We start from the raw sequence: 22,652 nt of genomic DNA on the forward strand, positions 1-22,652 counted from the left end.
CCGGCGCCCTCATGTCGTCACGGGCTGGGCGTAGGGCGGCGCCTCTTCCGCCCTGGCGCTGCGCCGGCGCGTCAGCGCCAGCAGGAAGCCCATGCCGATGGCCAGCGCGATGGAGGAGGAGCCGCCATAGCTCACGAAGGGCAGCGTCATCCCCTTGGTCGGGATCAGGTGGAGCGAGGAGCCCATGTTGATGAAGGCCTGCAGCCCGAACTGCACGAGCAGCCCGGTCGCGGCCAGCGCCACGAAGATGTCGCGCTCATGCATCAGCCGCAGCAGGCCGCGGATCACCACGAAGGCGAAGATGGCGAGGATGATGAGGCAGGCGATCAGCCCGAATTCCTCCGCCGCCACGGGGAAGACGAAGTCCGCATGCGCGTCCGGCAGCGCGTCCTTCACCCGGCCCTCGCCCGGGCCGCGGCCGAAGAGGCCGCCATTGCCGAAGGCCTCGAGCGACATGCGGATCTGGAAATTGTCCCCCGCCTCGGGGTCGAGGAAGCGCTGCACGCGGGAACGCACATGCCCGTGCAGCGTGAAGGCCAGCACGGCAAGGGCGGCCACGCAGCCCCCGCCCGCCACCACCCACATCAGGTTGATGCCCGAGACGAAGACCTGCGCGAGAAAGACGGCGACGATGACGGCGAGCATGCCGATATCGGGCTGCTGCTTGAGCAGTACGGCGACGATGCCGATCAGCAGGAAGGCCAGGATCAGCCCGGGGAAGCGGCGCGAGCGCTTGCCCTCCGCCATCAGCCAGGCGCAGACGACCGCGAGGCAGGGCTTGAGGAATTCCGAGGGCTGCAAGGACATGCCGGGCAGGGAGAGCCAGCGGCGCGCGCCCTTGATCTCGGTGCCCGCCACCAGCGTCAGCGCCGTCAGCCCCAGCGCGCCGATCGCGCCCAGGATGGCGAGCCGGCGCACCCAGCGCGTATCGAGCAGCGAACAGCCCACCATCACGATGATGGCGAGCGTGGAGTAGAAGACCTGCCGCTCCAGGAACATGTGGCGCGAGGAGGCGCCGATGCGCTGCGCGACGGCGGGCGAGGCCGCCAGCATCATCACATAGCCGATGGCGATCAGCGCCAGCAGCGCGCCCAGCGTCCAGCGGTCCACGCTCCACCACCAGCGGCCCAGCGTCGAGGTGTCGGTGCGGGAGACGGCCATCAGAATTCCACTCCGGGCAGGGCGCGGACCAGGGTGCGGAAGGCGTCGCCGCGCGCATCGAAGCCGGTGAACTGGTCCCAGGAGGCGGCGGCGGGCGAGAGCAGCACCACATCGGCCGCGCCGGACGCCGCGGCTTGCGCGGCGATGGGCACAGCCTCGGCGAGCGTCCCGCACATCCGGTGCGCCACGCCATGGGCGGCGAGTGTGGCGGCGAATTCGGGCGCGTCGCGGCCGATCAGGAAGGCCTCCGCGATGCGCGGGAAATATGCGGCGAGCGGCGCGATGCCGCCCTCCTTGCCCATGCCGCCCGCGATCCAGAGGATGCGGCCATAGCTCGCCAGCGCGCGCGCCGCGCTGTCGGCATTGGTGGCCTTGCTGTCGTTCACGAAGCGGACAGCCCCGATCCGCCCCACCAGCTCCTGCCGATGCGGCAGGCCGGGATAGCTCGCAAGGCCCGCGGCCAGCCCGTCGCGCGGCAGGCCCAAGGCGAGCGCCAGCGCCGAGGCGGCCGCCGCGTTCTGGGCGTTATGCGCGCCGGGCAGGGTGGGGCAGGCGGCAAGCTCCGCGATCACGCCCCGATCGTCACGCAGCAGCGCGCCCTCGGCCCAGATGCCGCCCGGCTGCGGCGCATGGGCCGAGATGGGCACGCAACGTGCCGTCAGCGCGCCGCGCAGGCTTGCCGTCTCCACATCATCCTGGCCGAGCACGGCCACATCCTCGCGCGTCTGGCGCGCGAAGATTCGCGCCTTCGCGGCGCGGTAGCCGGCCATGTCGCCATGGCGGTCCAGATGATCCGGCGAGAGGTTGAGCATCGCTGCGGCATTGAATCGAAGATCAGCGATTCGTTCCAGCATATAACTCGACATTTCGAGCACATAGACGCCTTTATCACCCAAAAGTCGCATGTCGAGCGCGGCCGGCCCGAGATTGCCGCCGATCTCGACCGGAACCCCCGCGCGGCCCAGCAGATGGCCCAGCAGCGCCGTCGTCGTGCTCTTGCCATTGGTCCCGGTGATGCCAACGAAGCGGGCCCGGCTGCCGGCCGCGCGCACGGCGCGGAACAGGAACTCCACATCGGCGAGGATGGGCTTGCCCGCCGCCCGCGCCGCCGCAGCCGCCGGATGCACGCGCGGCAGGATGTGAGGGATGCCGGGCGAGAGCAGCAACGCGTCGAAGTCGAAACGCAGCGCCGGGTCCGCCACGCGCAGCCCCAGCGCGGCCGCCTCGGCCCGCGCGGCCTCGCCATCATCCCAGCAGGTCACATCGGCACCCCAGTCGCGCAGGCGGCGCGCGGCCGGAAGCCCGGCCTTGCCGAGCCCCACGACGGCGACGCGCTGGCCTGCGAAGGGCGTCATCGGATCTTCAAGGTCGAGAGGCCGATCAGCCCAAGCACCATCGCGATGATCCAGAAGCGGATCACGATGGTGGGCTCGGCCCAGCCCTTCTTCTCGAAATGGTGATGCAGTGGCGCCATCAGGAAGACGCGCCGCCCGGTCCGCTTGAACCAGAAGACCTGGATGATGACGGAGAGCGTCTCCACGACGAAGAGCCCGCCCACGATGGCCAGCACGATCTCATGCTTGGTGGCGACCGCAATCGAGCCCAGCGCCCCGCCGAGGGCGAGCGACCCCGTATCGCCCATGAACACCGCCGCCGGCGGCGCATTGAACCAGAGGAAGCCGAGCGAGGCGCCGATCAGCGCCGAGCAGAAGACCGCCAGCTCACCCGCGCCCGGCACGCCATGCAGCTGCAGGTAATCGGCGAAGATGCGGTTGCCGACGAGATAGGCGATCAGCGCGAAGACCGCCGCGGCGATCATGACCGGCACGATGGCCAGCCCGTCCAGCCCGTCCGTCAGGTTCACCGCGTTGGAGGAGCCCATCATCACGAAGGCCGCCACGAAGGGGAAGACGATGCTGAGCGGGATCAGCACCTCCTTCAGGAAGGGCACGGCGAGGTTGTCCGACAGCCCCGGCGGCAGCAGCCACATGAACCACAGCGCCGCGATGAAGGCGATGCCGCCCTGCGCCACCAGCTTGGCGCGGCCCGAGACACCCTTCGTGTTGCGCTTGGTCACCTTCAGCCAGTCATCCACGAAGCCCAGCGCGCCATAGCCGAGCGTGACGAAGAGCACCGCCCAGACGAAGCCGTTGCGCAGATCGGCCCAGAGCAGCACCGAGACCGAGAGCGAGAGCAGGATCAGCACGCCGCCCATGGTGGGCGTGCCCTTCTTCGTCAGCAGGTGGCTCTGCGGACCGTCCTCGCGGATGGGCTGGCCGCCGCGCTGGAAGCTGCGCAGCCATTCGATCACGCTCTTGCCGAAGACCAGCGCCACGAAGAGCGCCGTCATGCAGGCCGCCCCCGCGCGGAAGGTCAGGTAGCGCGCGAGGTTGAAGAGGATGAACTCATCCGCGAGCGGAGAGAGCAGCAGCGGAATCATTCGTCGTTCCTCTGGGACGCCGTCAGGGCGCCGATGATCTGGACCATGCGCATGCCGAGCGAGCCCTTCACCAGGACGGCATCGCCATCACGCAGCGCCGCCGCCACGAGCGGCGCGAGGCTCGCCGCATCCTCGGTATGGATTCCCTGGGCCGAGGCCGGCAGCGCGTCGAACAGATGCCGCATCAGGGGGCCGCATGCAAAGACCAGGTCGGCCGCGCGGGCCGCATCGGGGGCCAGCGCGCGGTGCAGGTCTGGGCCGAATTCGCCGAGTTCCCGCATGTCGCCCAGCACGGCGATGCGCCGCTTCGCCTTCTGCGCCGAAAGCACGGCCAGTGCGGCGCGAATCGCGCTGTCCGATGCGTTGTAGCTCTCATCCAGCAGCAGCGCGGTGCCATTGTCGGGCGTGGCGATCCGCCGCATCTCGCCGCGCCCCGCCCCGGCCCCGAAGCCCGAAAGGGCGGCCGCCGCGAGGCCCGTATCGCCGCCGGCGGCCTGGATCGCGGCGAGTGCCGCCAGCGCGTTCAGCGCCATGTGTTTGCCGGGCTGTTCGAGTCGCACGGTCACATGCCGGCCGGCGAGGGCGAATTCCGCCTCGCTCGCGCTGTCCGTCCCGCGCCAGTGCAGCATCCGCGCCGAGGCCTCGGGGCTTTCGCCGAAGCCCACCACGGCGGCGCCGCAACTCTCCGCCACGGCCGCCATCCGTCCGAAGAAGGGGCTGTCCTGCGGCAGGATGGCGATGCCCCCGGGCTCGATGCCCGCCGCGATCTCCGCCTTCTCATCCGCGATCGCCTCCTGGCTGCCCAGATGGCCGATATGCGCGGTGCCGATGGCGGTCACGATCACCACATGAGGCCGCGTGAGGCGCGAGAGCGGCGCGATCTCATGCCGGTGGTTCATGCCGATCTCGATGGCCGCCCATTCCGTGCCGCACGGCATGCGGGCGAGCGTGATCGGCACGCCCCATTGGTTGTTGTAGCTCGCGACCGAAGCATGCGCGGGGCCGAGGGCGCCGAGGGCGCGCTTCAGCATCTCCTTCGTCGTCGTCTTGCCCACGCTGCCGGTGACGGCGATGACGCGCCCGGCCATCCGTGCGCGGCCGGCCGCGCCCAGCGCCGTCAGCCCGGCCAGCGTATCCGCCACGCGGAGCATCTGCGCTCCCTTGGGGCCCGCGATGTCGCGGTCCACCATGGCGGCAGCGCCGCGCGCGAAGGCCTGGTCCACGAAGTCATGCCCGTCGCGCGCATCACGCAGGGCCACGAAGAGCTCGCCCGGCTGGATGGTCCGCGTGTCAATGGAAACACCCGTGACGGCGAGGTCATCGGCGCAGGCCCCCCCCGTCGCCTCGCGAAGTTCCGCGGCGGTCCAGAGCGGCCTCATGCGCGCCCGCCCGCCAGGCGGCGCACCACCTCGGCATCGTCGAAGGGCGTGGTCACACCCGCGATGGTCTGCCCGCTCTCATGCCCCTTGCCGGCGACCGCCAGCACATCGCCGGGACGCAGCGCATCCAGAGCGCGGGCGATGGCCGCCTCCCGCTCGCCCGCATCGCGCGCGCCGGGGGCTGCGGCCAGGATGGCGGCGCGGATCAGGGCCGGGTCCTCGCTGCGCGGATTGTCATCGGTCACCCAGACCACATCGGCGCCGGCGGAGGCCGCCGCACCCATCAGCGGCCGCTTGCCCGGATCGCGATCGCCGCCCGCGCCGAACAGCACATGCAGCCGGCCGCCCGTGCCCAGATGCGGCCGCAGCGCCGCCAGAAGGCGGGTCAGCGCATCGGGCGTATGCGCATAGTCCACATAGACGGCCGCGCCGTTCGGCAGCGTCGCCGCCAGCTCCATCCGCCCGCGCACGGGCGCCAGCCGCGTGAGACCGGCGATCACCCGCGACGCTGCGTGCCCCAGCCCGATGGCGAGTGCCGCGGCGACCATCGCATTATCGGCCTGGAAGCGGCCGGGCACGGCGAGCGTCACCTCCGCCCGTTCGCCGAAGCCTTCGAGCAGGAGCACCTGCCCGCCGGGCAGGGCGCGCTGCGCGACAAGCCGCAGGTCACCCCCCGCCTCGCCCACTTCCAGCCCGCGCAGGCCCCGTGCCGCGATCACCGAACGCAACGCGGCCAGCGTCGCGCCATCCATCTCCGTGTGCAGCACGGCCGGCGCGCCCGCCGGCAGCAGCGTGTCGAAGAGGCGCAGCTTGGCGGCGCGATAGGCCTCCATGCTGCCGTGGTAGTCCAGGTGGTCGCGCGTCAGGTTGGTGAAGCCCGCCGCGGCCAGCCGCACTCCATCCAGCCGCCGCTGATCGAGCCCGTGCGAGCTCGCCTCGATCGCGAGGTCGGTGATGCCCGCGCGCTCGAGGGCGGCGAGGGTCGCATGCAGCTTCACCGGGTCGGGCGTCGTCAGGCTCTCGCCCGGCGGGAAGCCCGGCGCGATGAGGCCGAGCGTGCCGAGCGAGGCCGCCTGCGCGCCCAGCAGCTGCCGCAGGAAATCCGCTGTGCTGGTCTTGCCGTTGGTGCCGGTGATGGCGATGACGCGCTCGGGCTGCGCGCCATGGAAGGCGGCCGCGATCAGCGCCAGCGCGCGGCGCGGGTCGGGGCTCGCCAGAAAAGGGCGCGGCGGCACATCCGCGGGCCAGGTCGTGCCCTCGGGCGCCAGCACGGCCGCGGCACCCGCGGCCACCGCATCGGCGATGAAGCGCGTGCCATCGGCCTTGCTGCCCGGCAGCGCCGCGAAGAGAAACCCTGGTTTAACGGTGCGGCTATCCGCCGTGATGCCCTGAAGCGCCTCGGCGCTCAGCCCCGGGAACAGGGCAGGGAGCTCATCGCGCCGCACGGCCTGTCTCGGGGGAGATGGGCGCGAGGACGAGGCGCGGCATGGCAATGCCATCATGCGCATCGGTGCGGCGGATGGGGGGAGCGGGCTGGTCCAGCGTCGGCGCGGGGGTGCGCGGCAGCATGGCGGGGGTGGGCGTGGTGGGTGCGGCCGGGCGCGGCGTGGGGGCGGCCGCCGTCCCGCTGCGCGCGCGCGTGCCGCTCAGCGGCAGGGCGATGCTGGCCTGGATCTGCGGGATGCGGTCCGTCTCGGGCACCATGCCGAGCAGCGGCGCTACCCGTTCCACCACGCGCCGCGCGGTGGGGGCGGCGACGACGCCCGCCGTGGCATAGCCGCCGGTGTCGGCGCGGGGCTTGGGCTCATCCACCAGCACATGCAGCGCATAGCGCGGCGCGTTCATCGGGAAGGCGCCCACGAAGGAGGAGATGCGCCGGTTCTCCTGGTATTGCCCGCGCTCATTGGTCTTCTGCGCCGTGCCGGTCTTGCCGCCGACGAAATAGCCCGGGCTGTCCGCCTGGCGACCGGAGCCATCGGTGACGGCGACGCGCATCAGCCGGCGCAGCTGCTCCGAGGTGCGCTCGCTGATCACGCGCGTGCCCTCGCGCTCCACGCCCGGCGGCACGGCGAGGATGGTGGGGCTTCGCAGCGTGCCGCCATTGGCCAGCGCCGAAACGCCGTTCACGATGTGCAGCGGCGTCACCGAGATGCCGTGGCCGAAGCCGATGGTCATGGTGTTGATGTCGCGCCAGTTGCGCTGCGAGGGGTGAAGCGTCGCCGCCGATTCCGGCAGCTCGACGCCGCTGCGGCTCAGCATGCCGATGCGGCCCATGAATTCGCGATGCCGCGTCGGCCCCACCGCCATCGCCATATGCGCGCTGGCGAGGTTGGAGGAATAGGCGATGATCTCGGGCAGCGAGAGCCAGCGGTTCTTGCCCTTGAAGTCGTTGATCTCGTGCCGCCCGATGCGGATGGGGCGCGAGGCGTCGAAGCCGCCCGAGAGTGTCACGCGCCCTTCCTCCAGCGCCATCGCCGCCGTGAAGAGCTTGAAGGTGGAGCCCGGCTCATAGACGCCGGTCACCGCGCGGTTGAAGCGCTGCTCGGCAGGTGCGGTCGCGAGGTTGGCGGCGGCGAAATCGGGCAGGCTGACCATGCCCAGAACTTCCGCCGTGTTGACATCCATCAGGATGGCCGAGCCGCCGATCGCGTTGAAGCGCTCGATGGACCATTCCAGCGCCTCGCGCAGCTCGCGCTGGATGCGGATGTCGAGGGCGAGGCGCAGCGGCTCGCGCAGCGTGCGCAGACGCTCGTCATACCATTTCTCGACGCCGGCGATGCCCTCGCCATCCACGTCCACCGCGCCCAGCACATGCGCCGCGTCGCGGCCGCGCGGATAGGTGCGGCGCTCGGCCGTCTCGAAGTAGAGGCCGAGGATGCCGAGGTCATTGATCGCCTGCTGCTGGCGCGGCGTGATGAAGCGGTCGAGATAGGCGAATTGCCGCGGCGGGCTGATGCGCGCCAGCACGCGGTCACGCTCCAGATGCGGCAGGATCCGGACCAGCTGGTCGGCCACGCGGGCGGGGTTGTCGATCTCCGCCGGCCGCGCATAGAGCGCGGTGCCGCGGACTGTCACGGCCAGCACCTCGCCATTGCGGTCGGTGATGGCCGCGCGGCTCACCGGCGGCTCGGGCGCCGGGACGCGCGGCGCCTGCGCGATGCGCGACGGCGCGGGCGAGAGGATGGTGGCGTCCGTCAGCTTCACGCCGATCGCGACGAAGAGCACGCCGAAGCCGATGGAGGCGAAGAGCAGCCGCCCCGGCATGCGCCGCTGATGCGTGGCCGCGCTGCCGGTGACGCGCACCATGGCGCGGGACGGGCTTTCGGCCGGGCGCACGGGTTCGGCCCGGTGATGCGGGATCGAGTGGGGGGAGGGGGGGGGAAGGTCGCTCATCGATTGAAGGGTACCGGGGGCGGAAGGCTGCCGGCGCCCACGCCGAGCAAGGAGCCGGTGGAGGCGGGCTGGACATGCAGCGCGGTGCGGACGGGCGGGGCGGCGGGCGCGGGGCGCGCCTGCGCCTGCGCCTGGGCCGCCGGCGCGCGGGGGTTGGCGGGGCCTGCGATGGGCGGCAGGGCCGCGACCTCGGGCCGCGGGCGCGGGGCCGGACGGGGAGCCTCGGCTGGGCGCGCGGGCTGGGCGAGGGCGACCGGGATGGGCGCCATGGCGGGCGCGGGCGCCGGGCTGGCCACCACGGGCGCGGGCGGCGCCGCCACCACAGGCGCGGCGGCGACCGGAGCCGGCGCGGGCGGTGTCGCCCGCGCGATCGCGGGCTCGGCCTCGCGGCGCTGGCTCGCCACCGTGAAGACCAGCACCTCGCCCGGGGCGGAGGGCGCATCAGCGCGGCGCTGGAAGCCCGAGGGCACGGGCGCGAAGGCGACCGCCTGGGGCATGCGGCGCTGGGCGTCCTCGATCCGCTGGAACTGCACGGGCTCCATCGGCTGCATGTGGCGCAGATGGGCGGCGGCCATCTGGCGCAGCCGGTCCTGGTCGTTCAGCCGCGCCCATTCGGCGGAGAGCGTCTGGGTCTGTGCGCGCTGGGATTCGGTCTCCATCCGGATCGTCCGCAGTTCCTGGTCGAGCTTGCGGACCTGCTCCTTGGTCTGGAACACGTAGAGGCCCGAGCCCAGGAAGGCGGCGAAGGTGACGAGCGTGAGCGGGTGGATCATGCGGCGTGACTTTCGGGCGAACGCTGCAGGGCACGGAGATGGGCGGAGCGGGCGCGGGGATTGGTGGCTGTTTCGGCCTCGCCCGGGCGAATCGAGCGTGGCGTCAGCAACTTAAACGGAGCTGGGCCGCGTGGCGCCAGCAGCATCGCGGGATTATGGCGGGAAGCGCCGGGGCTGCGGCCCGCGGCCCGCTGGAAAGCCTTCTTCACCAGCCGATCTTCCAAAGAATGAAAAGAGACAATGACGAGCCGCCCGCCCGGCGCCAGCAGGCGCATGGCCTGCTCCAGCGCGCGCTCGATCTCGCCCAGCTCGTCATTCACGCGGATGCGCAGCGCCTGGAAGCTGCGCGTGGCACCATGGATGCCGGAGGGGTCGCGCGGGACGGCGCGGCGGATCACCTCGGCCAGCTGCAGCGTGGTGGTGAACGGCGCCTCGCCGCGCGCCTTCACGATGGCGCGCGCCACGCGGCGCGAATGCCGCTCCTCGCCGAATTCCCAGATGAGGTCGGCCAGCTCCGCCTCGGGCAGCGTGTTCACGAGGTCGGCCGCGGTCGGCCCGCTGCGCCCCATGCGCATGTCGAGCGGCCCGTCGAAGCGGAAGGAGAAGCCGCGCTCCGGCGTGTCGAGCTGGAAGGAGGAGACGCCGAGGTCCAGCACCACGCCGTCCAGCTGCGTCACGCCGCGCGCGGCCAGCAGCGCCAGCATGTCGCCGAAGCGGCCCTCGATCAGGTGCAGGCGGCCCTGATGGGCGGCGGCCAGCGCCGCGCCGCGCGCGATCGCCTCCGGGTCGCGGTCCAGCGCCCAGAGGGTGCAGGGGGCGGCCTCCAGGATGGCGCGGCTATAGCCCCCACCGCCGAAGGTGCCGTCCAGGATCACCGCGCCGGCCTGGGGGGCCAGGTGCTCCAGCACCTCGTCGAGGAGGACAGGGATATGGCTCATGGCGCGGCGGCCGCGCTGCGGGCAGCGATGGCCCGGCGCGCCTCCTCGATCCGGCGCTCGGCGGCCGCCGGTTCCCACATCTCGAACCAGTTGAGGCGGCCGAGGAAGGCCACGCCATCGGTCAGCCCGGCATATTCGATGAGGTCGCGCGGCAGGATGACGCGGCCCTCGGGGTCGGGCGTCACTTCCGCCACATCCACCACGAAGGCGTAGTCCTCGGCATCCTGGTCGGGGGAGAGGGGGTTCAGCGGGCTGGCGTCGCGGCTCGCGGCGTCGAACTGCGCGATGGGCCAGGCTTCGATGTAGCGGTGATCGGGGTTGGTCGAGCGGCGCAGAACCAGGCCATCACCGGCGAGACGGGCGCGGAAGGAGGCCGGCACGCTGCAGCGCCCCTTCTTGTCCAGACCGTTGATGAACTTGCCTCGGAATTGGGTCATCGTGCCGCTGGATGCCCCCCGTTTCTGAGCTGATGTCGCCTGCTTGGGGGGTGCTTCTCAGAGGTCTCGGGCAGCGGCCGACGAGGTCCCCCCCGGAACCCCGTCGGCTCGCCCGACCAGCCCTTTTCCTGATGCGCTCGCCCCCCCGAGCTTGCGGCATCCGTATTGGGCTGATGTGGGTTTAGATGGTCTCGGATGGGTGATCAAGGGATATCACAAAATCACCCAGAGGTGATGAATCGGTGTTTTTTGTTTTAAGACAGACGGTTGCATGGGTTTGACCTGGACTCGGCGAAACATTGCGCCATGTTTGCCGGGGCGGTGTGGCAATCGCGCAACAATGCCAAGCTGAAGCTGTGGGAAGCTTGGTCGCGGCCTTGCGCCGCCATCCGCCCGGAGTCCCGCAAGGTGATACCGGATGGCCTGTAAGCCGGGTTCTGTCCTGGCCCTTTCGGGCCATGTGCGACCATTCCTCTGGAGCCTGCGTCGCCGCAGGCTTCGCGCGGCCAACCCGGAGGACGGGGCGGAAATGCCCCTGCCACCAGCGCCGAAACGCCGTGACGGCCCTCCCTATTCGGCCTTGCTCCCGGTGGGGTTTGCCGTGCCGCCGCCATTGCTGGAAGCGCGGTGGGCTCTTACCCCACCGTTTCACCCTTGCCAGACGGGCCGAAACCGGGCTGGCGGTTTGTTTTCTGTGGCACTTTCCCTAGGCTTTCGCCTGCTGGTCGTTAACCAGCACCGTATTTCCGTGGAGCCCGGACTTTCCTCCAGAACCGCGATCTCTCGCGGCGCCAGCGGTCGCCCAGCCATCCGGTATCCCGGCCTTGTTGCGCCCCAAGCCCGTGCCGGGTCAAGCCTCGACGAGCGCCGCCACGGCATTGAGCCTGGCCAGCGTGCCGGCATCCACCCGCCCATCCACGCATTCCGGCCGCCAATGGCGCTGGAAGGCCGTCACCAGAACGTCCAGCGGCAGGTCCGTCCGGTAGCCGATGCGGTCGAGCAGCGTCAGCGCATCCCCCTCGGCCGGCCCGTCCGCGCCTGGCCAGAGGCCGATGCCGTTCGCCGCCAGCTCCTGCCAATCGAACAACTCGCCCGGGTCCTGCTTGCGGTCGGGTGCCACGTCGCTGTGGCCGACCACATTGCGCGGCGGGATGGGGTGCCGCTCCAGGATCTCCAGGCAGAGGTCGGCGACGGCCGCCATCTGCAAGGCGGGGAAGTGGCGGTAGCCCCATTCATGCCCGGGGTTCACGATCTCGATGCCGATGGAGGTCGCGTTCAGCGCCGATTGCCCGCGCCAATGCGAGACGCCCGCATGCCGTGCCTTCAGCCCCTCCGGCACCAGGCGGAACACCCGCCCATCCTCCTCCACCACGTAATGCGAGGAGACCACGGCCGCCGGGTCACAGAGCCGCGCGATGGCCTCCGCGCCGCTCTTCATGCCGGTGTAGTGCAGCATCAGCACATCCACGACGGCGCCCTCCGGCCGCGGCTCGTGGTTGGGCGAGGGGTGCTCGATGATGCGAAGGCTCATCGGCTGTAGACGAAGGCGGCATCCTTCAGGTCGATGGCCGGGAACTGGTCCTTCTCGCTCCAGTAATCCTGGTTGTGCTGCCATTCGGGCTTGTCGCCGCGCTTCGGCAGCAGGTGCATGCCGCGCATCAGGTAGCCCGGATTGAAGTTGGCGGGATCGATCCAGGGCAGCAGGGGCATGTTGTGATCCTCGGGGCGGAGTGCCACTTCCACCTGCCGCGCGCCGCGCTCCTCCATCTCGGCCAGCAGGCGGCAGACGAAATCGGCCACGAGGTCGGCGCGCAGCGTCCAGCTCGCGCGGAAATAGCCGAACACCCAGACGAGGTTCGGCAGCCCTGTGAACATCATGCCGCGATAGGTCACCGTCTCGTGGAAATCGAGCGGCTTGCCGTCAATGGTGAAGGCGATGTCGCCCAGCACGTTCAGGTGGAAGCCCGTGGCGGTGACGATGATGTCCGCCTCCAGCTCCTGGCCCGATTTCGTCAGCACGCCCTTCTCGGTGAAGCGCTCGATCTCATCGGTGACGACGCTGGCCTTGCCATCGGCCACCGCCTGGAACAGGTCCCCATCCGGCACATAGGCCAGGCGCTGATGCCAGGGGCGGTAGCGCGGGGTGAAATGCGTGCCGACATCGTAGTCGGGGCCCACGATCCGCTTCACCTCGCGCAGCAGCTCTTCCGCCACGCGGTCGGGCTCGCTGAAGCTGCGCGCTGTGAACTTCGCCTGCTCGAAGAGGATCTTGCGGCGGACGATCTCATGGACCCAGGTTTCATCCACCTTCAGCTCGCGCAGCTGGTCGGCGATGTCGATGCCGTTGCGGCCGATGCGGAACCAGGTGGGCGAGCGCTGCAGCATCGTCACATGCGCGGCCTTGCCCGCCATGGCAGGCACCACGGTCGCCGCCGTGGCGCCCGAGCCGATGACCAGCACGCGCTGGCCCGTGTAGTCGAGGTCTTCCGGCCAGGTCTGCGGATGGACGATGCGGCCCTTGTACTCCGCCATGCCGGGCCATCCGGGCGTATAGCCCTCGGCGTGGCGGTAATAGCCCTGGCACATCCACAGGAAGTTCGTGGTGAAGCGCCGGCGTTCGCCGGTCGCCGTGTTGGTGGCGATGAGCGTCCAGAGCTTCGTCGTGCCGTCCCAGGCGGCGCTGTGGATCAGGTGGTTGTAGCGGATATGCGGGGCGAGCCCGTTCTCCTCGATCACCTCGCCCATGTAGCGCAGGATTTCCTCGGCCGCCGCGATGGGCGGGCCGACCCAGGGCTTGAAGCGGTAGCCGAAGGTGTAGAGGTCGCTGTCGGAGCGGATGCCTGGATATTTGTGCGTCCGCCAGGTGCCGCCGAAGCCCGCCTGGCTTTCCAGCACCACGAAGCGGGTGGCGGGCCGCTGGGTGGTGAGGTGATAGGCGCCCCCCACGCCGGAAATGCCGGCGCCGACGATGAGCACGTCGAAATGCTCGGTGCGGGTGTCGGTTTCGGGCTGGAGCAGGGTGTCGGGCATGGCGCGCTTTCCGGTTCCGGCTCGTGGCGGCCGTTGGGTTCCTCTGGGCCCCGAGGCTAGAGCATGAGGGGCCAGGGGGGGAACAGCGGAAGGCGTGAAACCGCCGAAAGGCGGGGTTGGGCCTAAACTTTGCGTTCCCGCTTGATCCGGTCCCCACCGCTTCGCTGGCGAAGCGGGTTGCGACAGGGCCTGGGGCCGGCCGGAGCGAGCCTAAAGTTTCCGCTCGCGCTTGATCCGGTCCCAGGCGCTGTTGATCTCGGCCACCTTGCCGGTGGCGCGGTCGATGAGCTCCTTGGGCACGCCGCGCGCGGCCAGCGCATCCGGGTGGTTCTCGCGCATCAGGCGGCGCCAGGTGGCGCGCACCTCCTCGTCGCTCGCATTGGGCGGCAGGCCGAGCACGGCATAGGCGTCAATGCCGGGCGGCTGGCTCGCCCCCCCGCCCGGCCGGGCCTGGCCGTCCCGCGCGCGCTCCCATTCGCGGGCCTCCAGCTTGAAGCCGAGCTGGACGCGCTGCAGGAAGCGCACCTCGCCGCGGGTCAGCGGGCCATCGGCGCGGGCGATGGTGAAGAGCGCGCCCAGCACATCCTCCAGCATCGCCTTGTCATGGGCGAAGGCCTCGCCCATGCGGTCGGCGAAGGGCTCGAAATCCTCGGCCGTCTCGCGCGCCTCGTCGAAGAGGGCGGCGACGTCGCGCATGTTCTCGGGCGGGATGCGGAACATCCGCTTGAAGGCGTCGATCTCGGCCCGCACCACCGGCCCGTCGGATTTGGCGAGCTTGGCCGAGAGCACCACCACCGAAATGGCGAAGAGCTGCTCCTTCGAGCCCAGCATGGCGGCGAGGTTGGCCGCATTGGGGCCGAGGCGCGGGCGGCCATCCGCGGCGTGCCCCGCCAGCGCGCCCAGAAGCCCGCCGACCGGCCCGCCGGTCATGAAACCGGTCACCCCGCCAATGATCTTGCCCCAGAAGCCCAAGCCGATCCCTCTCCAGCCTGTGGCAGATAGCACGGCGCGGCGAAAATGGCAGTGGCATTGCGGGAAACCGGCCGCAATCCCCTTGCGCGCCCCGCGCCCGCCTTGCAAACGGAAGGCAAGGCCATAGGAGTTCGGGCATGTCGGTGGGCAAGTGGCAGTTCTGGATTGATCGCGGCGGCACCTTCACCGACATCGTCGCCCGCCATCCGGATGGAAGCCTCTCCACCGCCAAGCTGCTCTCCGAGAACCCGGAGCGCTACAAGGACGCGGCCGTGGCCGGCATCCGCCAGATCCTGGGCCTGCCGGCGGGCGCCCCCCTGCCCGAAGGCGTGGTCGAGGCGGTGAAGATGGGCACCACCGTCGCCACCAACGCGTTGCTGGAGCGCAAGGGCGAGCGCGTGCTGCTGCTGGTGCCCCGGGGCTTCGCGGACATGCTGCGCATCGGCAACCAGGCCCGCCCGCGCCTCTTCGACCTCAACATCAGGCTGCCCGAATTGCTGCATGAGCGCGTCGCCGAGATCGGCGGCCGCATCACGGTGGACGGGACCGAGATCGCGCCGCTCGACGAAGCCGCGGCGCGGGCCGCGCTGAAGGCCGCCTATGCGGAAGGGGTCCGCGCCGTGGCGGTCGTGCTCATGCATGCCTGGGCGCATCCGGCGCATGAGCTGCGCGTGGGGCAGATCGCGGCGGAGGAGGGGTTCACCCAGATCAGCCTCTCGCACCAGGCGAGCCCGCTGCCGCGCATCGTGCCGCGCGGCGATACGGCGGTGGTGGATGCGTACCTGTCCCCGATCCTGCGGCGCTATGTGGCGCAGGTGGCGGATGAGCTGGGTGGCCCCGTCCGATCGTCCGGCGAAGCCGGGCGTGAATCGGCCGGGCAGCAACGCATCAAGCTGTATTTCATGCAGTCCAGCGGTGGGCTGGCGGAAGCCTCAAGCTTCCAGGGCAAGGACGCCATCCTCTCGGGCCCCGCCGGTGGCATCGTGGGCGCGGCCCGCACCGCCGCCATGGCTGGTTTCGAGAAGATCATCGGCTTCGACATGGGCGGCACCTCCACCGATGTCGCGCTCTATGCCGGCCAGTATGAGCGCGCCTTCGAGACGGTGGTGGCCGGCGTGCGGATGCGCGCGCCGATGATGGCGATCAACACGGTCGCGGCCGGTGGCGGCTCCATCCTGAAATTCGATGGCGCGCGCTATCGCGTGGGCCCCGAGAGCGCGGGTGCGGTGCCCGGCCCCGCCTGCTACCGCCGCGGCGGGCCGCTGACCGTGACCGACGCCAACGTCATGGTCGGCAAGGTCCAGCCCGCCTATTTTCCCGCGATCTTCGGCCCCGATGGCGACCAGCCGCTGGACGCCGCCGTGGTGCGCGAGAAGTTTTCGGCGCTGGCCGCCGAGATCGCGGCCGCCACGGGCACCACGCCCCGCCCGGAGGACGTGGCCGAGGGCTTCCTGCGCATCGCCGTCTCCAACATGGCGCATGCCATCAAGCAGGTCTCGCTCCAGCGCGGCTATGACGTGACGAAATACGCGCTGACCTGCTTCGGCGGCGCGGGTGGGCAGCATGCCTGCCTGGTGGCTGACGAGCTCGGCATGGAGACGGTCTTCATCCACCCCTTCGCCGGCGTGCTCAGCGCCTATGGCATGGGGCTCGCCGACCAGTCCGTGATCCGCGAGGCCGCGATCGAGAAGCCGCTCTCGGCCGAGGGCATGGCGGCACTTGAAGCCAGGCTCGCCGAGCTGGAAGCCGCCGGGCGCGCCGAGCTGGTGCGCCAGGGCGCCGATGCCGCGCGCCTCCAGGCCGCGCATCGCCTGCACCTGCGCTATGCCGGGACCGATGCCTTCCTCCCCGTGGGGTTCGGCGCCCATGCCGATGTGCTGCACGAATTCACCGAGGCGCACCGCGCCCGCTTCGGCTTCGCGACACCCGAACGCCAGGTGATCGTGGAGGCCGCGCTGGCCGAAATCACCATGCCGGGCGAGGCCGTGGAGGAGCAGAAGCTCGCCGCCCGCGCGCCGGGCGAGGCGGTGCCCCAGCTCGGCCGCGTCACCCTCTTCGCGCAGGGGGCCGCGCATGACGCGCCCGTGCATGACCGCGAGGCGCTGCGCGCGGGCGATGCCATCCGCGGCCCCGCCCTGATCCGCGAGGCGATCGCCACCACCGTGGTCGAGCCGGGCTGGGAGGCGCGCGTCACGCCGCTCAACCACCTGGTGCTCCATCGCATCGAGGCCCGCGCCGCCGCCCGCACCGCCGAGACCGGCCGCGTGGACCCGGTGATGCTGGAGCTGTTCAACAGCCTCTTCATGTCCATCGCCGAGCAGACCGGCGTGGTGCTGCAGAACACCAGCCTCAGCGTGAACATCAAGGAGCGGCTGGACTTCTCCTGCGCCATCTTCGACCGCGAGGGCCAGCTCGTGGCGAATGCGCCGCATGTGCCGGTGCATCTCGGCGCGATGGGCGAGAGTGTCCGCACCGTCATCCGCTCCCGCGCCGAGACGCTGCGCCCGGGCGACGTGGTGGCGCTGAACAACCCCTATAATGGCGGCACGCATCTGCCGGATGTCACGGTCATCACGCCCGTGTTTGATGAAGCGGGCAAGGACATCCTCTTCTTCGTGGGCAGCCGCGGCCACCATGCCGATATCGGCGGCCTGACGCCCGGCTCCACGCCCCCCGGCTCCGCCACGCTGGAGGAGGAGGGCGTCGTCATCGACGATTTCCTGCTGGTGGATGGCGGCCATTTCCGCGAGGCCGAGTTCCGCGCGCTGCTCTCGGGTGCCAAGTATCCCGCCCGCAGCCCCGATGTGAACGTGGCCGACATCAAGGCGCAGATCGCGGCCAATGAGATGGGCGTGCAGGAACTGCGCCGCGCCGTGCGCGAATTCGGCCTGGCCACCGTCCAGGCCTATATGCGCCACGTGATGGACAATGCGGAGGAGAGCGTGCGCCGCGTGCTCTCCACGCTGAAGGATGGCAGCTTCGCCACCACCACGGATGACGGCACGCCGCTTGTGGTCAGCGTCCGCGTGGATCGCGCGAACCGCCGCGCCGTGATCGACTTCACCGGCACGGGCCCCGAGCGGCCGGACAATTTCAACGCGCCCGCCGCCGTCTGCCGCGCCGTGGTGCTCTACTGCTTCCGCTCGCTGGTGGGCGAGGACATCCCGCTCAATGATGGCTGCCTGAAGCCCATCGAGATCATCGTCCCGCCCGCCTCCTTCCTCTCGCCCACGCCGGGCCGGGCGGTCGTCGCCGGCAACACCGAGGTCAGCCAGATGACCTGCAACGCGCTGCTGGCGGCCCTCGACGCCTGCGCCAGCGCCCAGGCCACGATGAACAACACGCTCTTCGGCGACGCGACCTACCAGTATTACGAGACCACCTGCGGCGGCACCGGCGCGGGCCCCGGTTTCCACGGTACCTCCGCCGTGCAGACCCACATGACCAACACCCGCATGACCGATCCCGAGATCCTTGAGATGCGCTACCCGGTGCGGCTCGAGGAATTCGCCATCCGGCGCGGCTCGGGCGGCAAGGGACGGTGGAACGGCGGCGATGGCTCGCGCCGGCGCATCCGCTTCCTGCGCCCCATGCAGGCGGTGGTCGTCGCCTCCCGCCGCAATGTCGCCCCCCATGGCCTGCATGGCGGCGGCGATGGCGCACCGGGACGGCAATGGGTGGAGCGCGCCGATGGCTCGGTCACACCCATCCCCGGCAATGCCGGCAAGGCCGATCTGGCACCCGGTGACGTGCTGGTGGTGGAAACGCCCGGCGGCGGCGCCTGGGGAGAAGGGTGAGGCGGCTTCTCCTCCTCACGCTCACGGCCGGCCTGCTGTTGCTGGCCGCCGCTTCCGCATGGCTTCTGCCCCGCTGGCTCGACTGGGACCGGCACCGCGGCGCGCTGGCCGAGATCGCCTCCGAACGGCTGGGCCGGCCCGTCGCCCTCGAAGGTCAGGTGGGCCTGGTCCTGCTGCCCCAGCCCCTGCTGGAGGCCTCGCGCATCGTCATCGGCGAGGCGGCGGATGAGATCCAGATGTCGGCCCGCGCGCTGCGCCTCCGGCTCGACCTCTGGGCGCTGCTCATGGGCCGGCTTGAGGTGCGCGAGCTGGCCCTGGTCGGCGCCGATATCCGGCTGCCCTGGCCGCCCACCGCGCTCCCCGGCCTGACACCGCCGCCCTGGCTCACGGCGCTCGACGCGCGGCTGGAGGAAAGCCGCATCCAGATCGGGGGCGCGGTGGTGGAGGGCGTGAATGCGCGCCTGATGGCAGGTACCATCGGCGAGGCACTGACGGCGGAGGGCAGCCTCGCCTGGCGCGGGCGGCCCATGCGCTTCCAGGCCGTGCTGGGCCGCGCCGGGGATGCGGGGGTCGCGCCGCTCGATGTCACCGCCTCGGCCGGCGGCGCCAATCTGCGCGCGCGCGGCGTGCTGCTGACCGAGGGGGGCTTCGCGGGACGGCTGGAGGCATCCGGCCCCGACCTCTCCGCGCTGATCCCCGCGCCCGCCGGCGCCTTCCGCGCCACCGCCAACCTCGCCGCCGGCGCCGAGCTGATCGTCGCCAACCAGCTCGAACTCACCCTCGGCAGCGATGCGGTGCGCGGCGGCGCGCTGCTGCGCCTGGTGCCCGAGCCGCGCTTCGAACTCACCATCACCGCCCCCAGCCTGGACCTGGAGCCCTGGCTCGCCGCACTGCGGGGCGCGGGCGCGCAGGCCATTCCCCTCTCGCTCGACCTCTCGGCCGAGGCCGCGCAATTCGGCCCGCTGCGGATGAGCGAGCTGCGCGCCACCGCCCATCTGCGGAACGAGCAACTCACGCTGGGCCGCATCAGCGCCGTGATGCCGGGCGAGACGATGCTCGAGCTGTCCGGCGGCGGCGGCGCCACGCGGCTGGAGCTCGGCCTGCGCTGGCGTTCGGCGCGGCCCGCGGAGTGGCTGGCGGCGGCGGGCCTCGCGCCGCGCCTGGCCCCGCCCGAGGGCCCGGCGCTCGGCAGCCTGCGCCTCTCCTGGGAGGGGGGCGCCTTCTCGGTGACGGAACTCGTGGCGCAGCTCGGGCCCACGCGCATCGGCGGCGGCTTCGTCTGGCGGCCCGGGGCTCGGCCCAACCTCGCCCTCGGCCTGGAATTCGACGAGCTCACCCTGCCGCAATCCCAGGCGGAACTCGCCTCCGCCCTGCGCGAGGCGGCGGGCGAGGCCGATCTGCAACTGCGCCTCTCCTTCGCCCGGCTGACCCTCGGCGGCGATCTGTGGGAGCGGCTGGCGCTGGATGGCGCCACGGAAAACGGCCGCATCGTGCTGCGCCGCCTGGCGGGGCGGCATCTCGGCCTGGATGTCGTGCTCGCCGGCACGCTCTCCGGCAACGGCGCCGCCGCGCGCCTCAGCGAGATGACGCTGGAGGCCGAGGGGCCCGCGGGCCCGCTGCTCGGCCGCCTCGGCGTGGCGCGACCCGACCTCGCCGCCGCGCCGCTGCGCCTGCGCCTTTCCGGCGCGGGGCCGCTCGACGCGCTGGCGCTGCGGCTGGAGAGCGACCTCGCCGAGGCGCGGCTGGAGGCGCAGCTCACCGTGGATTGGCCGCAGGAGCGCGTGCAGGCGCGGCTGACCGCGCGCCACCCCGGCGCGGCCCGCATTCTCAGCCAGGCCCTGGCCATCCCCGCCCCCGGCTGGATCGGCGAGGGCTCCTTCTCCCTCATCGCCAATCTCGGCTGGCGGCCGGGTTCGTGGAACGCGGAAAGCTTGGAGGTGGTGGCGGGCGAATTGCGCGGCCGCGGCCAGTTCGCGCTCGCGGGCGAGCGGCCGGCGCTGAGCGGCCGCCTCGCGCTCGAGCGCCTGCCGCTGCCCGACTGGCGCGGCCTCGACCTCGCCACCTGGCCGGGCCTCGATCTCGATCTCGCCGTCACGGCGGATCGCATCGTGCCGCGGGGCCTGCCGGTGCTGGAGGCGGCGAGCGGAAGGCTGCGCGCCGATGCGACCGCGCTGCGCCTGGAGGAAGGGCGGGCGAGCATGGCCGGGGGCAGCATCACCGCCGCGCTGCGGCTGGAGCGCGCCGGGCCCCGCCTGACCCTGGAAGGCGGCATGGCCGACATCGTGCTCGCCGCGCCGCTCACCGGCCGGCCGCTCGACATCGCCGCGGGGCGGCTCTCGGGCGAGCTGAAGCTGGAGGCGACCGGCGCCACGCCCGGGGCCTGGCTCCGCAGTGCCACGGGCGAGGGGAGCCTCACGCTCCGCGACGGCGTTGTGCAGGGCTTCGACGCGCCCGCCGCCGCCGCCGCGCTGGGATGGGCCGATCCGGGCACCGCGCTCGCCGCCGCGCTGCATGCCGGCGCCACCCCCATCGAGCGCGGCCGCGCCGCCTTCACCCTGGCCGAGGGAAAGCTCACCCTCACCGAGGTGGCGCTGGGGGCCGAGGCGGGCCTCGCGCTCGGCCTCTCCGGCACGGTCGACCTGCCGCAGGACCGCGTGGCGCTGCGCCTCACCCTGCCCGTGCCGGAGGGCGCGCCGCCCGTGGCTTTGGAGGTGACCGGGCCGAGCCTCGACCCGAAGCGCGAGGCCGACCTCGCCCCCTGGCGCGCCTGGCGGGCGGCCAACCCACCCTGAGCGGGCCGCCCCGTGGACGCCGCGCCCCGGCCGGGGCAGGCTTCACCGCACTTCTTCCTGAACCCTGAGAGTGACGCAGAATGACCGAGACCCAGACCCGTGCGGCCGCGCTCGCCCGCGCGGCGGAGATGTTCGATACCGGCGCCTTGAAGGCCCGGCTGACCGAGTTCGTCGCCATCCCCTCCACCGCGCAGGACCCGGCCTATGAGGCCGCGCTGCACCAGTATCTGGACCAGGCGATCCGCCCCTGGGTCGAGCGCCTCGGCTTCACCGTCACCATCCACCCGAACCCGGTCACGGGCTTCGGCCCCATCCTGACCGCCGAGCGCATCGAGGACCCGGCACGCCCGACCGTGCTGCTCTACGGCCATGGCGACACGGTGCGCGGCATGGATGAGCAATGGAGCCCGGGCCTCACGCCCTGGACCGTGACGGAGCGCGATGGCCTCTGGTACGGGCGCGGCACGGCGGACAACAAGGGCCAGCACATCATCAACCTGATGGCGCTCGAAGCTGTGCTGGAAGCGCGCGGCGGCAAGCTCGGCGGCAATGTGAAGCTGGTGCTGGAGATGGCCGAGGAGCGTGGCAGCAAGGGCCTGCGCGAATTCGTGGCGCAGAACGCGAAGCTGCTGGCCTCCGACGCGCTGATCGCGAGCGATGGCCCGCGCGTGATGCCGGAGATTCCCACCATCGCGGTGGGCACGCGCGGCACCTTCCACTTCGATCTCGTGGTGAAGCTGCGCGAGGGCGGCGTGCATTCCGGCCATTGGGGCGGGCTGACCACCGACCCCGCGATCATGCTCTCCCACGCGCTGGGCTGCATGATGGACCGCAACGGCAAGATCCTGGTGCGCGACTGGCTGCCGCAAAACGGCGTGCCGGCCGAGGTGCGCGGCGTGCTGGCCGGCTGCGAGGTCGGCGGCGGCGGCGAGGCGGCGACGATTGATCCGGGTTGGGGCGAGCCCGGCCTGACGGCCGCCGAGAAGATCTATGGCTGGAACAGCCTGATCATCCTGGCGATGACCAGCGGCCAGCCGCACTCCCCCGTGAACGCGGTGGCGCCGGACGCCCGCGCCCATTGCCAGATCCGCTACACGGTGGACACGGACCCCGCGACCTTCGAGGCGAGCCTGCGCCGCCATCTGGACGCCAACGGCTTCCAGAACGTCGCGATCGAGAATGCGGGCATCCGCATGCCCGCCTCCCGCACCTCGCCCGACCATCCCTGGGTGCGCTGGGCGCGCGAAAGCATGGAGCGTTCGCTCGGCAAGCATGTGCAGGTGATCCCGAATTCCTCGGGCGGGCTGCCGGGCGATGTCTTCGTGGATCACCTGGGCGTGCCGCTGGTCTGGGTGCCGCACAGCTACAATGGCTGCAAGCAGCACGGCCCGGACGAGCACCTGCTCCCCGCCCCCGCGCGCGAGGGCCTGCTGGCCTTCGCCGGCATGTGGTGGGACCTGGGCGAGAAGGCGGCGTAAGCCGCCAGCGCCGCCCAACCGGGCGCTTGGCCCGGCGCATCCCTGGCGAGGCGAAGCCAGGC

Annotated in this window: 15 protein-coding genes and 1 other RNA gene; 3 read left to right on the plus strand and 13 right to left on the minus strand. The window is 71.6% G+C overall.

Annotation, left to right across the window (positions count from 1 at the left end; translation table 11 throughout):
* Positions 1-9: 9 nt before the first annotated feature.
* The 13 genes from ACQ860_RS19865 to ACQ860_RS19925 form a co-directional block, all read right to left on the minus strand.
* On the minus strand, positions 10-1,164 hold the full coding sequence (locus ACQ860_RS19865; RefSeq protein ID WP_431305789.1) for an FtsW/RodA/SpoVE family cell cycle protein: 1,155 nt from the start codon (positions 1,162-1,164) through the stop codon (positions 10-12).
* Positions 1,161-2,516, minus strand: coding sequence for a UDP-N-acetylmuramoyl-L-alanine--D-glutamate ligase (gene murD, locus ACQ860_RS19870; protein WP_431305063.1), 1,356 nt, complete (start codon positions 2,514-2,516; stop codon positions 1,161-1,163). The genes ACQ860_RS19865 and murD overlap by 4 nt, the downstream gene beginning before the upstream one ends.
* Complete coding sequence (mraY, locus tag ACQ860_RS19875; protein WP_431305064.1) at positions 2,513-3,601, minus strand: phospho-N-acetylmuramoyl-pentapeptide-transferase; 1,089 nt, start codon at positions 3,599-3,601, stop codon at positions 2,513-2,515. The genes murD and mraY overlap by 4 nt, the downstream gene beginning before the upstream one ends.
* Positions 3,598-4,980 carry a UDP-N-acetylmuramoyl-tripeptide--D-alanyl-D-alanine ligase gene (locus ACQ860_RS19880; RefSeq protein ID WP_431305065.1) on the minus strand — a complete coding sequence of 461 codons (1,383 nt, stop codon included), beginning with the start codon at positions 4,978-4,980 and terminating at the stop codon, positions 3,598-3,600. Before ACQ860_RS19880 ends, mraY begins: the two co-directional genes overlap by 4 nt.
* The gene (locus tag ACQ860_RS19885) at positions 4,977-6,479 is read right to left on the minus strand and encodes a UDP-N-acetylmuramoyl-L-alanyl-D-glutamate--2,6-diaminopimelate ligase (protein WP_431305066.1); all 1,503 of its coding nucleotides are present in this window, start codon (positions 6,477-6,479) and stop codon (positions 4,977-4,979) included. The genes ACQ860_RS19880 and ACQ860_RS19885 overlap by 4 nt, the downstream gene beginning before the upstream one ends.
* Positions 6,412-8,373: a peptidoglycan D,D-transpeptidase FtsI family protein gene (locus ACQ860_RS19890; protein ID WP_431305067.1), complete on the minus strand. Its 1,962-nt coding sequence runs from the start codon at positions 8,371-8,373 to the stop codon at positions 6,412-6,414. The genes ACQ860_RS19885 and ACQ860_RS19890 overlap by 68 nt, the downstream gene beginning before the upstream one ends.
* Complete coding sequence (gene ftsL, locus ACQ860_RS19895) at positions 8,370-9,146, minus strand: cell division protein FtsL (protein ID WP_431305068.1); 777 nt, start codon at positions 9,144-9,146, stop codon at positions 8,370-8,372. Before ftsL ends, ACQ860_RS19890 begins: the two co-directional genes overlap by 4 nt.
* On the minus strand, positions 9,143-10,084 hold the full coding sequence (gene rsmH / locus ACQ860_RS19900) for a 16S rRNA (cytosine(1402)-N(4))-methyltransferase RsmH (RefSeq protein ID WP_431305069.1): 942 nt from the start codon (positions 10,082-10,084) through the stop codon (positions 9,143-9,145). The genes ftsL and rsmH overlap by 4 nt, the downstream gene beginning before the upstream one ends.
* Positions 10,081-10,521: a division/cell wall cluster transcriptional repressor MraZ gene (locus ACQ860_RS19905; protein ID WP_431305070.1), complete on the minus strand. Its 441-nt coding sequence runs from the start codon at positions 10,519-10,521 to the stop codon at positions 10,081-10,083. The genes rsmH and ACQ860_RS19905 overlap by 4 nt, the downstream gene beginning before the upstream one ends.
* A gap of 410 nt (positions 10,522-10,931) precedes the next feature.
* An RNA gene (gene rnpB / locus ACQ860_RS19910) (RNase P RNA component class A) lies at positions 10,932-11,335 on the minus strand.
* Positions 11,336-11,371: 36 nt separating this feature from the next.
* Positions 11,372-12,052: an N-acetylmuramoyl-L-alanine amidase gene (locus ACQ860_RS19915; protein ID WP_431305071.1), complete on the minus strand. Its 681-nt coding sequence runs from the start codon at positions 12,050-12,052 to the stop codon at positions 11,372-11,374.
* Positions 12,049-13,551 carry a flavin-containing monooxygenase gene (locus ACQ860_RS19920; RefSeq protein ID WP_431305072.1) on the minus strand — a complete coding sequence of 501 codons (1,503 nt, stop codon included), beginning with the start codon at positions 13,549-13,551 and terminating at the stop codon, positions 12,049-12,051. Before ACQ860_RS19920 ends, ACQ860_RS19915 begins: the two co-directional genes overlap by 4 nt.
* 210 nt (positions 13,552-13,761) lie before the next feature.
* The gene (locus tag ACQ860_RS19925; RefSeq protein ID WP_431305073.1) at positions 13,762-14,523 is read right to left on the minus strand and encodes a TerB family tellurite resistance protein; all 762 of its coding nucleotides are present in this window, start codon (positions 14,521-14,523) and stop codon (positions 13,762-13,764) included.
* Between the two features lie 137 nt (positions 14,524-14,660).
* Between ACQ860_RS19925 and ACQ860_RS19930 the strand changes: the two genes are divergently transcribed.
* From ACQ860_RS19930 to ACQ860_RS19940, 3 genes are all read left to right on the plus strand, one after another.
* Positions 14,661-18,320: a hydantoinase B/oxoprolinase family protein gene (locus ACQ860_RS19930; RefSeq protein WP_431305074.1), complete on the plus strand. Its 3,660-nt coding sequence runs from the start codon at positions 14,661-14,663 to the stop codon at positions 18,318-18,320.
* Entirely contained in the window at positions 18,317-21,112 is a 2,796-nt protein-coding gene (locus ACQ860_RS19935) for an AsmA family protein (RefSeq protein ID WP_431305075.1), read from the plus strand. Before ACQ860_RS19930 ends, ACQ860_RS19935 begins: the two co-directional genes overlap by 4 nt.
* Positions 21,113-21,192: 80 nt before the next feature.
* Positions 21,193-22,590 carry a M20/M25/M40 family metallo-hydrolase gene (locus tag ACQ860_RS19940; protein WP_431305076.1) on the plus strand — a complete coding sequence of 466 codons (1,398 nt, stop codon included), beginning with the start codon at positions 21,193-21,195 and terminating at the stop codon, positions 22,588-22,590.
* The last annotated feature ends 62 nt before the right edge of the window (positions 22,591-22,652 follow it).

Source organism: Sediminicoccus sp. BL-A-41-H5, assembly GCF_050632405.1.
Classification (GTDB): domain Bacteria; phylum Pseudomonadota; class Alphaproteobacteria; order Acetobacterales; family Acetobacteraceae; genus Roseococcus.